The sequence below is a fragment of the Rhizobium sp. WW_1 genome (genome assembly GCF_003610155.1).
Classification (GTDB): Bacteria; Pseudomonadota; Alphaproteobacteria; order Rhizobiales; family Rhizobiaceae; genus Rhizobium; species Rhizobium tropici_A.
Genome location: NZ_RAIN01000002.1, coordinates 325,273 through 341,081, shown reverse-complemented (window position 1 = coordinate 341,081; position 15,809 = coordinate 325,273). Strand labels below are relative to the sequence as shown.

Annotated in this window: 10 protein-coding genes; all 10 read right to left on the bottom strand. The window is 59.9% G+C overall.

Annotated features, from left to right (window positions below; genetic code table 11):
• Positions 1-16: 16 nt before the first annotated feature.
• The 10 genes from BJ928_RS08990 to BJ928_RS08945 all read right to left on the bottom strand — a co-directional run bounded on the left by BJ928_RS08990 (position 17) and on the right by BJ928_RS08945 (position 15,718).
• The gene (locus BJ928_RS08990; protein ID WP_047631809.1) at positions 17-2,731 is read right to left on the bottom strand and encodes an ABC transporter ATP-binding protein; all 2,715 of its coding nucleotides are present in this window, start codon (positions 2,729-2,731) and stop codon (positions 17-19) included.
• A gap of 235 nt (positions 2,732-2,966) precedes the next feature.
• Positions 2,967-4,112, bottom strand: a complete 1,146-nt coding sequence (locus BJ928_RS08985) for a glycosyltransferase (protein ID WP_047631944.1) — start codon at positions 4,110-4,112, stop codon at positions 2,967-2,969.
• Positions 4,109-5,374 carry a glycosyltransferase family 4 protein gene (locus BJ928_RS08980; RefSeq protein ID WP_183079390.1) on the bottom strand — a complete coding sequence of 422 codons (1,266 nt, stop codon included), beginning with the start codon at positions 5,372-5,374 and terminating at the stop codon, positions 4,109-4,111. Before BJ928_RS08980 ends, BJ928_RS08985 begins: the two co-directional genes overlap by 4 nt.
• A gap of 11 nt (positions 5,375-5,385) precedes the next feature.
• Positions 5,386-6,600 (bottom strand): glycosyltransferase family protein, encoded by a 1,215-nt coding sequence (locus tag BJ928_RS08975; protein ID WP_047631811.1) that lies wholly within the window; start codon positions 6,598-6,600, stop codon positions 5,386-5,388.
• A gap of 99 nt (positions 6,601-6,699) precedes the next feature.
• Entirely contained in the window at positions 6,700-7,875 is a 1,176-nt protein-coding gene (locus tag BJ928_RS08970) for an ABC transporter permease (protein ID WP_047631812.1), read from the bottom strand.
• Positions 7,872-8,870 carry an ABC transporter permease gene (locus tag BJ928_RS08965; RefSeq protein WP_047631813.1) on the bottom strand — a complete coding sequence of 333 codons (999 nt, stop codon included), beginning with the start codon at positions 8,868-8,870 and terminating at the stop codon, positions 7,872-7,874. The genes BJ928_RS08970 and BJ928_RS08965 overlap by 4 nt, the downstream gene beginning before the upstream one ends.
• Positions 8,863-10,779: an ABC transporter substrate-binding protein gene (locus BJ928_RS08960; protein WP_047631814.1), complete on the bottom strand. Its 1,917-nt coding sequence runs from the start codon at positions 10,777-10,779 to the stop codon at positions 8,863-8,865. Before BJ928_RS08960 ends, BJ928_RS08965 begins: the two co-directional genes overlap by 8 nt.
• A complete protein-coding gene (locus BJ928_RS08955; protein ID WP_047631815.1) occupies positions 10,776-12,686 on the bottom strand; it encodes an ABC transporter ATP-binding protein in 1,911 nt (636 codons plus the stop codon). The genes BJ928_RS08960 and BJ928_RS08955 overlap by 4 nt, the downstream gene beginning before the upstream one ends.
• 154 nt (positions 12,687-12,840) lie before the next feature.
• Positions 12,841-14,187: an adenylate/guanylate cyclase domain-containing protein gene (locus BJ928_RS08950; RefSeq protein ID WP_183079389.1), complete on the bottom strand. Its 1,347-nt coding sequence runs from the start codon at positions 14,185-14,187 to the stop codon at positions 12,841-12,843.
• Positions 14,188-14,542: 355 nt separating this feature from the next.
• Positions 14,543-15,718, bottom strand: coding sequence for a DUF3095 domain-containing protein (locus tag BJ928_RS08945; protein WP_047631817.1), 1,176 nt, complete (start codon positions 15,716-15,718; stop codon positions 14,543-14,545).
• Positions 15,719-15,809: the final 91 nt, after the last annotated feature.

Here is a 15,809-nt window from a genome sequence, read left to right as displayed (position 1 = left end):
CTGTCGAGATAGAATATTACGATAACAGTTCTTTGAACATACCGTTTTTCTCTAAAAGATCGGTGGTGGAACCACTTTCGACAAGGCTACCGTGATCGAAGACCAGGACGCGGTCGAACAATTCGGCAAAACTGGGATTGGACAGGACCCAGATAATCGCCGGCGCATACCCGTCGCTGTCGAGTTGCCCCAGAATCGCCCGTGCAATCTGATCCTGAATGCGATGGTCCAGCGCCGGCAGCGGGCGATTGCAGATAAGGTAGTCGGCACGTTTCAAAAGGGCGCGACCGAGATTGAGTTTCTGGCGCTGCACATTCGTCAGCCGCTTGCCGCCGGAGCCGACATCGAAATCCAGGCCGATCGACAAAACGCTGTCATGCATGCCGAGACGGCCGAATACATCATACATGATCTGATGGATGCTTTCCGGGGCATTGGCCTGCTGATGGGCAATACGACCGAACAGCACGTTATCCATCAAGGTGGCGGAGGCGGTAAAGCGCTCCGGATCGTAACGCTCGATAACCTTGGCAAGATCGGCCGGAATATTCTCATAGAATTTGGCGCGCGCCTGCACGATCTTTTCCATCAGCACCTGCGTCAGAAGGCCGAAGCGGTGACGCGGTTCGATATAGGAGAAGCTCAGCCGGATGATGGCGGCGCGCTCGTCGTCGGCCGCCGCCTCAAAGCCCTTGCCGTTCAGCTTTTGCAGCAGAGCCTCGTAAGTCGGAATGTCCTCGGCCGTCATGAAGGTCAGTTGCTGGAAGAAAGGATGGTCCGGCGGCAGATCGGTGAAGAGTTCGACGGCGTTTTCGGCAATCTCCAGACCCATGTCGTACAAATCGGATACCAGGCCGGTTTCCGCGAATACCTGCCGGAAATAGGGATGAGCAGCCAGCTTGCGGTTGGTCATCTGCGGCCGCTTCAGCGTGCCAAAAAGCAGATTTTCACCGACCGTCGCCTGTAGATTGTAACTATCGAACTGGAAGGGGACGACGAGGTCCTCGAGCTTCTCCTCCTCCAGCCGCGACCGCAATGCCTGCCGCAGTTCGACGATGCGCGACGTCAGATCCTCGTGAGAGACGGCATCGACATTCGAGCGCAATGCCATGTCGAAAATATCCTGCGACATCGCGACGGCATCGAGCACCGGCCGGATGGCGGAATAGATATCCTCAGGCCCCGTCGCGCCGGCGGCGGCATAATCGACCCAATCGCTGTTGGGATCGAGTTCCGGATTGGCTGCGCGCCGCGCCTCGGCGAAACTCCACTTGACCTTTTCTGCCTCATCGTCGCTGTAGACGGGAGCAACGAGCGGCGCATGCTTAAGGCCATAAAGGAGATTGCTGCGCAAGGTGCCGTGGAAGAAGAACGTCTCGGACGACGCATAGGCTATGCGGCGCCCGGTCAGCGATTCCGGCAATTCCAGCAGATCGCGGCCATCGATCGAGATGCGACCGCTATCCGGCCAGGTCAGGCGTCCGAATGCCTCCGCAAGATACTCGCCGCCGGCACCGCTGTCGCCGACGATCGCCACCCTTTCGCCGGGATGAATCTCAACCGAAACGTGATCGAGCACGCGCGCGCCGCTGTCATCGACGACGGTCAGATTGGTTGCAACGAGGGAATGGGTGATGCGGCCGGCCGGCGCGTGTGAAACGACCTGTATCTTCGGATCGATCAGGTTATCGACGCTGAACTGCTCGACCACCTGATTGTACTTGACCTGAACGTCCTGGCGCGACTGATCCCAGTCGATCAGTTCCTTCAGCGGCCCGGGGAGATCCTTGTAGGCATTGATGACGGCAACGAGCTGACCGATGTCCAGGCGGCCCTGCAATGCCAGAAAGCCGCCGATCAGATAGAACAGGAACGGCGTCACCTGAGCCAGGAAGTTATTGATGAACTTCACCATGAACTTCCATTGATAAAGATCGTAGCGGATCGAGAAGATCAACCCGAGGCGGTGCGCGATATCGGCGCGTTCCAGGTTCGTCGTGTCGTTGGCATGGATAGTGCCGATGCCGTCGACGATCTCGCCGACGCGACCGGACAATTCGCGCGCCGTCAGCTGCCGCTGGCGGCCAAGCTCCAGAAGCCGCTTGCGCATGCGGGGAATGACGATCGCCTGCACGGCGACGATGGCGGCTGCAATCATGCCCAGCCAGAAATTCTGCATGATGATGAAGACGAGCGCGGTCACCGCCTGACCGCCGAGAAGGGCGGGCTGCACGAAGGCATCGCCCGTAAAGCCGCCCATCGGCTCCACCTCGTCCTTGATCATGGTGGCGATTTCCGCGGGCTTCACCCGCTTGAAATGCGCCGGCGGAAACCGCAAGACACGATCGATCAGCTCGAAGCGGATGCGGCGAAGCATACGCTCGCCGAGACGCCCCTTGTAAGTATTGATATAGAGCTTGAAGAGACCGTTGAGCACGACAAGCGCCAGGAACACCAAGCTCAGTGCCACGAGCATCCACATGCGCGTCAGCTGCATGCCCTGAAAGACCACGACATGGCCGATCAGCGGCAAGTCGAAGGCGATGTGCATGAAAGTCTGCGTATCGCCCGGATGTTCGAAACCCTTGCCCTGGATCGGGCCGTTGACGATCTGCTTCGGCAGGTCGAAGGACAGGAAATAGGGAATCATCGAAGCCGCCACGACAAGCAGTATCCAGATCTGCTCCAGCCGGGTATTCGACCAAATGTAGCGCGCTAGGCTTTTTTCCATTGCTTACTGCAGGCTTTCAAATTCAACGCCCAGCGCCGGCGCGATGCCGGCACCGATGTTGCAGAGATGCGGGAAGGTTTCGTTGCGGATACGTGGCCCCATATGTGAAAGGGGACTCCGCCCGGTCTTTCGTCCACGCTCCTCCCGATTCATCGATTTCTCGATTTATATCACAAGATTGCGGGAATCCAGGAAGATAAAACGACAGGACGTCATCAACGCCCGCCGCTGCCTCCTATTCGATCCCGCGCAGAATGGCCGATGTCCTGGCGGCCCCGCCGAGATCGACATCCGGGGTGCCCGGTCTGGGTCTCGAAAGCGCTGTCCTCACGGCCTCGACAAGCAAATCTGTAGTCAACCCCGCCTCCGGCAAGGCCAATGCCAGCCCCAATCGCTCCAACCGCTCGGCTCTCACGGATTGTTCCGTCTCGCCGCCCGCGGTGAACGGAACCAGAATGGCGCGGCAGCCCGCAACAAGGAGATCGCCGACCGTGTTGTAGCCTGCCTGCGAAATCGACAGCTCGGCGCCGCGCAGAAGCGAGGGGAAATCCTTGCGGAAACGAACGAGTTCGACATTGCCGGGCGCGTCCTCGGCGAGATCGACGTAATCCTTTTCGGGCAAATTCGGCCCAGCGATCAACAGCCAGCGCCGATCGGTGGCCACACGGCTCGCCGCCTCCAGCGAGGCGCGGATAAGGTCACGGCCGACAGCACCACCGCCGGCCGAAACGACGATGTCGAAGGTTTCGATCGGCTCCGGCGGCAAAGCGGGTGCGACGAGACCCGTATAGACGATCTTGTCGGCGATCGCCTCCGTCAGGGGGAAGGTTTCTTCCAGCCGGACAAAATGCGGGTCGCCATGGACGAGCACGCCGTCGAAGTGATCGCGAAGAAGCCTGACTGTCTCTTCGTCGCGCCCCGGCTTTTTCTGTTGCTGCAGAATATCACGCACCGAAGTATAGAGCCGCGGCTTCGGATCGCTGTTGGAGATGGCATCGAGCAACGGCAGCAGCTCGAAACGCATCTGCCTGCGGCCGAAGGGAAATGCCTCGATAATGACGACGTCAGGCGCCGCCTGCCGGAATGCCTCCAGCAGCAGATCGCGCCTGCGTGACAGAAATTCTTCGCCGACCGGGTTGCCGTACTGGTCGGCAAGACCGGAAAAGCCGGCACTGCTGGCAACCACGGCCGGCAATGTGACGGAGGTAACATCCGTCCCCGGAAACCCGTTGACCGGCACGCCGCCGGTCACGACCGTCACCTGGCAGCCGTCCTTCGCCAGCGCACTGGCAACGCGGCTTGCACGCGCCAGATGGCCGATGCCGAGCAGATGTTGAACGTAGAAGAAAACGCGCAAGGGAGGGACATGCGAGGCCATCATGCGGATTTCCGCCATTGGTCTTCTTTCTGCCATTGCTCCTCGAACAAGCCGGTCAATTGCCGGATGCTGGCGTGATAGTCGAAATGGTCGCGCACCCGCTTTTCGGCCGCCGCCCCGAGCCTGTGGCGCAATGCCGGGTTGCGAATGGCAGATTCCAGCCCGGCGGCAAGCGCCTGTGGGTCTTCCGGAGGTACTACCAGGCCGTTCTCACCGTCGTCGAGCAATTCCGGCACCCCGGAAACATTGGTGGAAACGCAGACGAGCCGCTGGCTCGACGCTTCCACGAGCACATTGGGCAATCCGTCGCGATCGCCATCGGCCGCGACCCTGCAGGCAAGCGCGAAAATATCGGCCTGGCGATAATGGGTGAGCACATCCTCCTGGGCCAGCGCCCCCTTCCAAGTGATGCGATCGGCAATGCCGAGCGTATCGGCCAGCGCCTTCAACTTCGTAAGACCGTCGCCGCCGCCGATATGGGTAAAGCGCCAATGGAGATCGCCGGGCAGCAGCGCCAGCGCCTTCAAAAGCACATCATATCCCTTCTTTTCCACCGCGCGGCCGACGCTCAGAATGAAGGCGGGATCGGTACGGTCCGCCCCATCACGACCGGAGTGCTCGCCGGCAAAGGGAGCGAAGCGATCTAGATCCAGCCCGTGATAGCTCAGATATACCTTGTCATCCGCCTTGATCAGGTCACGCATATGCTCAAAGCCGGTGCGCGTGCAGGTCACGGTCCAGCGGGCGCGGCCGAGCTTTTCGGAAAGCTCCCAGTCGGGCGAAGTCCATATGTCCTTGGCATGGGCCGAGCAGGTCCATGGAATGCCGGTCATGATGCTGGCGTAGGCCGTCACCGAAGCCGGCGTGTGGATGAAATGCGCGTGCAACCACTCGCCGCCGTCGGGCCATTCATGTGCCAAGACCAGTGCCTGGCCGAAGCGGCGCACGCGGTTCGGCGTGATATCCCGCTTCAGGTCAGCCCAGAATTGCTTGAGCAACGGCTTGAAACCAGGCTTGCCGATGCCCGCAAGGAAGGCTCGCAGCACCCGCCTCGGCTCGTTGTGCAGATATTCCGGCAGGTAGACGACACGCGCCTTGATCTCGTCGTGGACGGGATGGCGCTTCTTGTCGGTGGGCTTGCGCATCGAAATCAGCGTCAGATCGAAGCCCGCCTTCTCAAGGCCGAGCAGCTCCTGTGCGATGAAGGTTTCCGACAGGCGAGGATAGCCTTTCAAGACCACCAATATTTTCTTGCGCATCAACAGGTTCCGGTGATCTACTCGGCAACGATCGACAGCGGCGTATAGCGCTCTCGGTCATCGAACCATTCGCCGACGGTGCGCGAGATATGCACCAGTCCTTCCAGGCGCATGTTGCTGTTGCTCGCCGAAGGGGGCGCCCGGTTCGGCAGGCGCTTCAACGCGGCGGCCAGTTGCTTCGGATCGGCCGATTCTTCTGGCAGCAGCATATCGACGAGACCGAGCTCGCTTGCCCGCTGCGCACGGATGAGCTGCTCCTCGCGCGGGCGCGTGCGCGGAATGATCAGCGCCGGCTTGTCGAAGGACAGGATCTCGCAATAGGTATTGTAGCCACCCATCGCGACGACGGCTTTGGCGCCGGCAATCAGCTCTTCCATCTTGTTATCGAATTCGATGACCTGCAAACAGTCGATCTTGCTAGCGCGCTCCAGTAATTGGCTGCGCTCCTTGGCCGGCATGTAGGGACCGAGCACGATCAGCGTCTTCTGCGTAAGAGAGCTGTCCTCCTCGAAAGCGCCGATGACGTCGCTGACGAGATCGGCGCCATCGCCGCCGCCGCCCGTCGTCACCAGAATATAATCCTCGTCGGGCACATGTTCGGACTTCGTGCCCAAAGTGGAAACGCTGCGCTGCAGGAAGCCCACGAACTCCATCTTCCGGCGCACGCCCGCGGGAACATCGAGACCGACGAGCGGATCATGGAAATCCGGCGGACCATAGACCCAGACGCGATCGTAGAACTGATCGATCTTCTGCAGCACGTTATTCTTTTTCCATTCCGCTTCCAGCAGGTGTGGCGCGTCCATGACGTCGCGCATGCCGAGAACAAGCGTCGTGCCGCGCGCCTTGAGATAGGTCAGCGTCTCCTCGACCTCACCCTTCAAGCCCATCGGCTCCTTGTCGACGATAAAGACATCGGGCTGGAATGTTTCGGCCGTGTGGCGAATGATCGACTGCCGCATCTTCAGCGTCTCCTGAAGCGCGACATGGCTTGCCATCGATGTGTACTCGCCGTCGCGCAGCTTGATGACGCTCGGCACCTTTACGAAATCCACGCGGGCACGATAATCGAATGCCCCGGCAATCGTTGCGCCGGAGATAATCAGCACGTTGAGCCCGCGATAGTCCTCTACAAGCGCGTGCGCGATCGTCCGGCATCGCCTGAGATGGCCGAGACCGAACGTATCGTGGCTATACATGAGGATTCGAGCATCTTCTAAGCGCCGCTTCATAGGCAAAACCTCTGGGGGTGAAAGTTATACGCGGTGTGTCGGCAAACGACAGCCGCGGCCGCTTCTCGAATTGCAATCCTATCTTCGCCATTCACCCTGCTATTTGTAGGGATCGGCGGCATCGCGCAAGCCGTCTCCTAAAAAGTTGAACGCCAGAATGACCAAAATCACCGGGATCATGGGAAAAAGGAGCCATGGATAGAAGGCGATAACGCTGACGCTCCTCGCCTCGGTCAACAAAATACCCCAACTCGTGATGGGCGGGCGAAGCCCCAATCCGAGAAAACTGAGCGCGGTTTCACCCAAAATCATGCTCGGAACCGAGATGGTCGCGGTGGCAATCAGATGCGACATGAAGCCGGGCACGAGATGCCGGCCGATGATGCGTCGGGTGGGAGCGCCCATCAACTGCGCAGCGAGTACATAATCCTCCTCTCGCAGGGATAGCAGCTTTGAGCGCACGGCGCGGGCAAGGCCGGTCCAATCGAGAATGCCGAGAATGATGGTGATGCCGAAATAGACGATGATCGGACTCCAGCTCACCGGCATGATCGCCGCCAGCGCCATCCACAATGGCAGGCTCGGTAGCGATTGTAGCACTTCGATGACCCGCTGCACGAGCAGATCGAAGAGGCCGCCGTGATAACCGGCCAGGCCGCCGATGACGATGCCGAGCACGAAACTGATCGCAATGCCGATCAGCCCGATCGTCAGGGATATGCGCGCGCCGTAGATGATGCGCGACAGCACATCCCGGCCCAGACGGTCGGTTCCAAGCAGATACATTTGCCCTCCGACCGCCGGGCAGACCAGATGGACGTTCGAATCCACCAGGCCCCAGAAGCGATAGGCGTCACCACGACAGAAAAAGCGGATCGGCTGCACGTCTGAGGGATTTTCGGTATAAATCCGGCGCAGCGTGTCGATATCGAGCGTCATCTTGCGGCCATAGACGAATGGCCCGACAAAATTGCCCTTATCGAAAAAATGCACCATCTGCGGCGGCGAATGGATGTAGTCGACATTGCGGGTATGAAGCCCGTAGGGCGCGAGGAATTCCGCAATCACGATCATGCCGTAGGCCAGCAGCAGGAAGATTCCGGAGGCGAGCGCGAGCCTGTGCCTCCTGAACTTCCACCACATCAGCTTCTTTTGCGAAGCCATGTAGTAGCGCTGTTGGCCGGCCGACATGGTTTCGAACTGATCCGGATCGAAATCCGCACTCGATACGTAATGCTCCAGGGGGGCGCCTGGTTTGGGCAGGGATACGCTCACTTTGTACTCCTGCCTTGCAAGCGGATGCGGGGATCGAGAAAGCCGAGCGCGATATCCGAGATCAACACGCCGATGACGTTGAGGAAGGCGAGGAACATCAGAAACGAGCCGGCAAGATACATGTCCTGGCTTTGCAGGGCCCGTATCAGCATCGGGCCGGTCGTCTCCAACGACAGCACGATCGCGGTGATTTCAGCGCCGGAAATGATCGATGGCAGGATGGACCCGATATCCGCAACGAAGAAATTCAGCGCCATGCGCAGCGGATACTTCACCAGGGCCTTCAGGGGATGCAGCCCCTTGGCGCGCGCAGTGATGACATATTGCTTCTGCATCTCGTCGAGCAGGTTGGCGCGAAGACGGCGGATCATCCCCGCCGTGCCGGCCGTGCCGACGATGATGACGGGAATCCAGAGATGCGAAAGGATGGAGCGCGCCTTTTCCCAGCTCATCGGCTGCGAAAGATATTTCTGATCCATCAGGTGGCCGATCGACACGCCGAACCAGACATTGGCGAAATACATCAGAATCAGCGCCAGCATGAAGTTCGGAATGGCGATACCGAGCAAGCCGAGGAAGGTCAGCCCGTAGTCGCCCCAGCTGTATTGATGGGTCGCCGAATAGATGCCGATCGGGAAGGCAATCAGCCACGTCACCAGGATCGTCGTCATCGACACCAGAATGGTCAGCCACAAGCGGTCGCCGACGACGTCGGAAACCGGTAGCTGATATTCGAAGGAATAGCCGAAATCGCCGTGCAGCATCCCCGCGACCCAGTGGACATACTGGATCGGCATCGGTTGATCGAGCCCGTATTCATGGCGTAGATTCTCGATCTCCTGCAGGTTCGCCGTCTCGCCCTGGGCGCGCAACTCGGCAATCTGGCTTTCGAAGAAGTCGCCGGGCGGAAGCTGGATGATGGTGAAGACCAGCATCGAAATGACGATCAGGGTCGGGATCATCACGGCAATGCGCCAGAGGATATATCTAAGCATTGCGGCGATCCTCCTTCATCCAGAAGGTATCCGGCATGTAGATGCCGAGATAGCAGGTCGGATCGAAGCCGTAGAGCGCCTTTTCCGGCACGTTCTGCATCCGCGCCGAATGGACGATCGGCTGCAGCGTGGCATTGATGAGGCCGATGGAAAAGACCTGATCCGTATAGATCGACAGCATCTCGTGCCAGATCTCGGCGCGTTCGAACGAGGAGGCGGCGGTTCCCCATTCGCGAAGCAGCTTGACGAGTTTGGCCGCCTCCGGAACATCTGGCGCGACGCCCTGCGTCTCGCGCGAGAGGTAATACATGCCCCAGAGCGGCCATTGCATCTGGTCGTCCTGGGTCGGGGCCAACTCGGCCGGGTTCATGTCCGCCGTCGGCACGCCGTTGTCGAGCCCGTACCAGAGCGACATCAAGATACGGCCGCCCATGGCGCGGCTGCGGAAGATGTCGCGCTGCGACACCCGGGTGAAAAGAGCGATGCCGACTTTGCGCCAGTGATCGGTGACCAGTTCCAGAACATCGGAATCCAGCGTGCTTTCGCCGGGAGTCTCGACCGTGATCTCCATCCGCCGTCCATCCGGCAAAAAGCGGATACCGTCCTCATCGCGCTTGGCAAGGCCGGCGGCGTCGAGGAGAGCGTTGGCCTGATCCGGATCATGGGCGACCCAGGCGGAGGCATATTCCGGCTTGAAGAGCGGGCTGTCAGGCAGGACCGTATCGGCGCTTTCCGTTCCCAGACCGTAAAAGACGGCCATGTTGACTTCGTGACGGTCGATCGCCAGCGACAACGCTCTGCGTACCCTCACGTCGCGCAGGACATCCCTCCAGACGGCATCGGCGCTATTCAGATTCGGAAAAAGCGCAACGCGGGAACCGCGCGCCATCTTCCATAGATCGACCTTGATCGGATAGCGCTTCTCCGCCTCCTTCAAGAAGGTATAGTCGTTGAAATCTATGCCGGTTGCCTGCAGGTCGCTCTCACCCGCGCCGGTCTTGGCGGCAATGATCGAAGAAGAGCTGATATTCAGGATCATGCGATCGATATAGGGCAGTTGCCTGCCGTTCTCGTCCACACGATGAAAATAAGGGTTACGCTCGAAGACGAATTGCTCGGCCGGCGGCGCGGTCGTGTTCTTCCAGGGATCGAGGACAGGCAGATTGGGGTTTTCCGGCCTGTAGGAGCGGGCCATCTTGATGTGAAGATCCTGCCATTTCTTCACTCGGCTTTCCTTCATCAGCGAAGAAAGGCGAATGCTGTCCTGATACTTCTTATGGAACTGCTTCAGGTAGTGCGCCGGCCCGGCGATGACGAGCGGCTGCGGCGCGGCGAGAATCGGCAGAAAATTGGGATTTGGATCATCCCAGGAATAACGCACCGTCAGTTCGTCGAGCAGCTCGAAGCGCGGCAGGCTGCCATGTGGGCGCAGCTCCAGAGCGCCCCCGCCCGGCGTCAGCTCCTTGTTGAGAATGACGTCTTCCCACCAATAGCGGAAATCATAGGCCGTGAAAGGTTGCCCGTCCGACCACTTGTGTCCGGCACGCAGTTTGAAGGTGAAGACCATGTCGTTGACGGAGGTGAAGGATTCCAGAATATCCGCCTGCAGCGACAGCGTGCGGTCATAACCGACGAGACGGGCATAACCATAGATCGTCATGAAGCGGATATCGTTCTGGCTGCCAATGATGGTGCGCACGGAGCCGCCATAATGCCCCGGCGTGCGCCCCATGGCCGCGACGTTGACGATACGCGGAAATTTCGGCAAGCGCCTGGCGAGATGCGGCAACTGGCCGGCCCTCAGCCAATCGGCAAGATATTCCGGTTCATTATCGACGTCGGCCGCAAGAACCGGCTGGGGCAAAACGGTAGAGGCCAGCAGGCCTAGAAAGGCGCGGCGATTGATCATTTGCGCAGCTCCTGGACACCGAGACCGCGACGGGCACGTACGAAATGTCCCCCGCCCAGATCGGCATAGGCCAGATCTCCATCCGCTCCCTCGGAGAATTGCGGCCCCCATTTCTGCTTGGCTGCGGGACCTTCATTGTTGAGGACGGAGAAATCCAGCGGCCGGTCGAGATCGGGGAACGGCACTGCCGCAAGCAACGAGCGTGTGTAGGGATGAACGGGATCGCGCAGGATGATCTCGCGCGGCGCGATTTCGACGATGCGCCCCCGCGCCATCACCGCAATCCGGTCGGCCATGTAATCGACCACGGCGAGATTGTGCGAAATGAACAGATAGGTCAGACCGAGCTCTTTCTGCAGGTCTTTGAGGAGGTTCAGGATCTGCGCCTGCACCGACACGTCGAGCGCCGAGACGGGTTCATCGAGGATCAGAAGCTTCGGCCCCAGCGCCAAAGCGCGGGCGATGCCGATGCGCTGGCGCTGGCCGCCGGAGAAGCTGTGCGGATAGCGGCTGAGAAAATGCTTGTCGAGGCCGATCGCCTGCATCAGCGCCTTGACCTTTTCCTTGCGTTCAGCGCTGTCCCCATGCCCATGGATTTCCAGGGGCTCGCTGAGGATGTTGCGAATGGTCATGCGCGGCGAAAGCGAAGAGACCGGGTCCTGGAAGACCATCTGGATCTTCGTGCGCAGATCCATCAATTCATCGCGCTTGACGGCGAGCACATCGATCTTGCCGCTGCCATCATCGAAGCTGACAGACCCGCTGTCGGCCGTGACGGCGCGCATCAGGATCTTGCTCACCGTCGTCTTGCCGCAGCCGCTTTCGCCGACCAGGCCAAGACACTCGCCGCGGCGGATATCGAAGCTGACATCGTCGACCGCGCGGAATTTCGTGCCATCCCGCCTTCCGAATAGCCCTCCGGCCTTCGACGTGTAGGTCTTGGTCAGGTTGCGCACGCTGAGCAGGACATCCGGCGCTGTCCCTGCCGCAGCCGCCGCGCGGTTACCGATCAGCTTCGTCTTGCCGGAGAAGGTGCCGAGATTGACGGGAACGTCCCGCAAGGATTTCAACCGCTCTCCCGGCTTCATGTCGAAATGCGGCACCGCCGACATCAGCGCCTTCAGATAGCGATGCTGCGGCTGACGGAAGATCGTTTCGACCGGCCCCGCTTCCATGATCTCGCCGTGATAGATGACCACGACCTCGTCGGCCATGTTCGCGACGACGCCGAGGTCGTGGGTGATCAGCAGCATCGCCATATTGAATGTCTGCTGGAGATTGCGCAGCAGGCCAAGAATCTGGGCCTGGATAGTGACATCAAGCGCCGTCGTCGGCTCGTCTGCGATCAGCAGTGCCGGGTTGCAGATCAGCGCCATGGCGATCATCGCGCGCTGACGCATGCCCCCGGAGAGTTCGAAAGGATACATGTCGAAGGTGTGAACCGGGTCCTGGAAGCCGACGAGGTTCAGCATCTCCTCGGTCTTCTCGCGCAACTCGGCTCTGCTCATCCCAAGGCTGTGAATGCGGAGCGCCTCGCTGATCTGGTCGCCGACCGTGTGTAACGGCGACAGCGAGGTCATCGGCTCCTGGAAGATCTTCGCCATGCGCGCGCCGCGCAGCCTGCGAATTGCGGCACCGTCACGCGGCAGCTGCAGAATATCGGTCGTCTGGCCGTCGAGCGGATCGGTGAAAAGAATTCGACCGGTCGCCTTCGCCGCCGGCGGCAAAATACCCATGATCGACTGGCTGATGATCGACTTGCCGGAGCCCGATTCGCCGACAAGGGCTGTCACCTTGCCGGGAAGCACTCTCAAGCCGGCATTCTTGACCACGCGCAGGCTGTCCCCGTAAAGCGAGAACGAGACGTCGAGGTTCTCGATACGCAGTAGATCAGTCCCTGACGCCATACATATTACTTCCCGCTCACATGACCTTTGTGGCCTTACAAGGCACACTAACGTAGGCTATAACGGGTGTCTAGCTGGTCAAAGCAATGCCGCCACTGTAAAAAAACTGTCGTCTTTCCAGTGATATATCGGCTTATGCTGAAGCGTAGGGTGTCTACGGTTGCGGAGTGACGTTTTCGACTTGAAGACGGCCCTCGAACTTCTTGGCATCCCTGTGCAGGAGAATGACTTGTTCGGCCTCGGACAGGCTGTCAGCCGCCTCTTCCTGGAAGATCTCCAGCGCGCCATTCGCCGCTGCCGCGGCTTTCGGGGAAACGACGGTGAAGCGCTGCCGCACGCCGCGCAGCTTTTCTTCCCCAAGTTTTCCCCATTCGCAATCGGTGTAGCTGGAGAAGGCCTGACTCGCGACGACCTCGGTCGAATACTTCTTGGTCAAGGATTGCAGCCGTTCGACCTCGTTGACCGCCGCGCCGAAGGCCGAAAACGTCAATCGATCCTTCAATCCGACGTTGCCGAACATAACGTTGCCGACATGGAGGCCGATCCCATAGCGCACTTCGCTCAGATTGCGCGACTGGCGATCGACGTTCAACGCTCTCATTCGGCGCTGCGCCTCGAAGACAGCCGAAAGCGCAGCCTCGCAAGCCACCTTGGACGGGTCCTTGTGCCGACCGCATGGATAGACGGCAAGAAACCCATCCCCGAGAAAGCTCATGATCTCGCCGCCGTTACGATTGAACGGCGCTGCAATCGCGTCAAAAAACTCGTTCAGCGTATCGATATAGGCCTGACGCCCTTCCTTCTCGGCATAGACGGTGGATTGCCGCATGTCGCCCATGACGAGCGCCGCCCGGATCGTCTCGCCGTCGCCGCGGCGGATCTGACCATTCAGCACGCGCTTTCCGGCATCACCGCCGAGATAGGTGGTCAGCATATTGTTGGCGAGCCTGCCGAGTACCGCCATCTTCGCGGCCATCGCCAGATGGTTCTGCATGCGCATCAACGCGCCGATCATGTCCTCACTGAAGCCGCCGATGCCGTCGGTCGACCAGGAGCCCATCATGCCCTGCACCGAACCGGCGCCGAAGGTCTGCACGAAGGCCATGTAGTCTGTCACCTTCTCCCTGCGTAGATCCTCGAAAATCGGAAACTCGACGGTCCCGTCGGCCTCGATCCGGCGACGCAGGTGCTGAAGATTGTTGGAGAGAAGATAATAATAGGGGCTCTCCATGAAACGTTCCGGCTTCTCGTTGACATGCCGATAGCCCTCAATCGTCAGGCCGCCGGCGCGCCGCCAGGTAAATCCGAGCGCGTCATAGAGCGGATGGAGCATAGAGAAGGTCAGATGTACGCGATTGAGCGGCATACCCGTTGCTGCCATGCGCTCGCAGAAACCTCGAACGATGGTCTCAAGGTTTTCGCCCGTCAAAGCAGCCTGCGTCAGCCACTCCGCTACCTTATCAAGAAGAATATCGGAAACACTCGAATGAATAGTCATTATTCCCGCGGCCTATCTTGCAACGCCTGATGTCTCGGCCCGATCATGGAGCACCGTAAACACCGGCCGCCATGCCCTGGATTTGTCGCCTGCCGATCAAGGCTGGATGAAACAATCACGCAACGGCACCGACACGTTTCCCTGCTACCCTTGGATCGTGCGGACACCAAAAAACTCAACTGCACTTCCTCACGCCCCCGCTCGTGAAATGCAGTAAAAACAGCCACCCCGATCGGCGGCTCTCGTTTTGTTCTCTTTCAGATAAGGCGCATATGCAGCTGAAACAATGGTCAAAAACAAAATGGGGCGATAAAAATCGCGGCTGCAACCAATAGCCAGCTGCACATTGCGTCTATTATCACGTGCCCGCGGCAAGCGCAGGCGGCCGCTTTTGCCGCAATGCCAGGGCCGCCATCGCATAGCCGCCGCTCGCCCCGTCGATGAAATGCATATGATCGCGCATAAGTGGGGTCGGCACGAAACAGGTCATCAGTGCGCTGTCCTGACGATGCAGGCCAAAGCGAGAGACGCCGTCCGCCTCGGCCTGGCGCAGACGCGCCTCGATGCGCTCCAGATGCGAGACGTCCACATCAATCGTCATTTTCAGACCATCGTCGAACTTTCGGAAATCGGAATTCGCCGCGAGATCGCGCCGGTAGATCTTGGCATCGAAAGTTGCGGTCCTGACGCCGAACCTGTCGAGAAGCCACACAAGGGCGATCTGGGCGTCGATTGCAAGCTTGCGCCACCAGCGATTGGCTGGGGACGCCAGGGCGCGCGCCTCCATCTCGACGCCTTCGAATATCAGAGCCGGTGTCGGGCCCTCCTCCGGCACGGGGTGGCTGTCGCGGCTCTGCTCTGCAGAAATGGCGATAATATCCGCGACCAATTGCTGAAACTTCGGACCGTTTCCTTCGTCGCCGGGAATGGCGATGATCGAGACGATCTCGCCATTCTGCGCCTCGATCGGATTCCATCGACAGGAAAGGCCCGTCAGATCAGGTTCCACCGTTGCCGAAAGAGGTTCGACGATGAAGCGGCCCGCCTTCATCTGCCGTTCCGCCCAGCTCGTCCCGCCGCCGGAAAACATGGCGTAGGAAACATGGTCGCTCGGGTTGAAGCGCGCGACCCGCACGTCGAGCCCCTCGCCGCGTATGGCGTTCAGCGGCACCAAAGCCGTGCGCAGCTCGAGCTGCAATTCCGCCATCACCCAGCCCCGTACCGCCGCAAGGGCTCGCCGCGCCCGCTCCTCGCCGGAAGGCGGGACGGCCACCAAGGCGCCATCTCCGCCGAAGGCAAAGGGATAGTCGCCTCTGTCCAAAGCATTGAGCACGGCGGAAATCACGCTGGCGCCTGCCATGTTGACCGACTTGTAGTGGCCTGCGGCAATCGCCTTCGTCGAACTGACGATATCGGCAATCGCGATCAGCCAGTCATCCGGCAAAGGTCGGTAATTGCCGCTGTCGGTCACTCCCTCGAAACGGTTGAAACCTGCAAGCTTATGGAAGAAATCATCATTGGATGGCTCGGCCATGATATCCCCCGCATTGAGCGCCGCGACAATCTATCCCTACAGCAAATGCATCGAAAAGCCAGCGGGCGGTCGACGCCGCGCTGTCGGCCGT

What these genes read in the sequence shown, in the direction of transcription:
- BJ928_RS08990 (WP_047631809.1), bottom strand. Translation starts at nt 2,731, where the DNA reads ATGGAAAAAAGCCTAGCGCGCTACATTTGGTCGAATACCCGGCTGGAG.
- BJ928_RS08985 (WP_047631944.1), bottom strand. Translation starts at nt 4,112, where the DNA reads ATGATGGCCTCGCATGTCCCTCCCTTGCGCGTTTTCTTCTACGTTCAA.
- BJ928_RS08975 (WP_047631811.1), bottom strand. Translation starts at nt 6,600, where the DNA reads ATGAAGCGGCGCTTAGAAGATGCTCGAATCCTCATGTATAGCCACGAT.
- BJ928_RS08965 (WP_047631813.1), bottom strand. Translation starts at nt 8,870, where the DNA reads ATGCTTAGATATATCCTCTGGCGCATTGCCGTGATGATCCCGACCCTG.
- BJ928_RS08960 (WP_047631814.1), bottom strand. Translation starts at nt 10,779, where the DNA reads ATGATCAATCGCCGCGCCTTTCTAGGCCTGCTGGCCTCTACCGTTTTG.
- BJ928_RS08955 (WP_047631815.1), bottom strand. Translation starts at nt 12,686, where the DNA reads ATGGCGTCAGGGACTGATCTACTGCGTATCGAGAACCTCGACGTCTCG.
- BJ928_RS08945 (WP_047631817.1), bottom strand. Translation starts at nt 15,718, where the DNA reads ATGGCCGAGCCATCCAATGATGATTTCTTCCATAAGCTTGCAGGTTTC.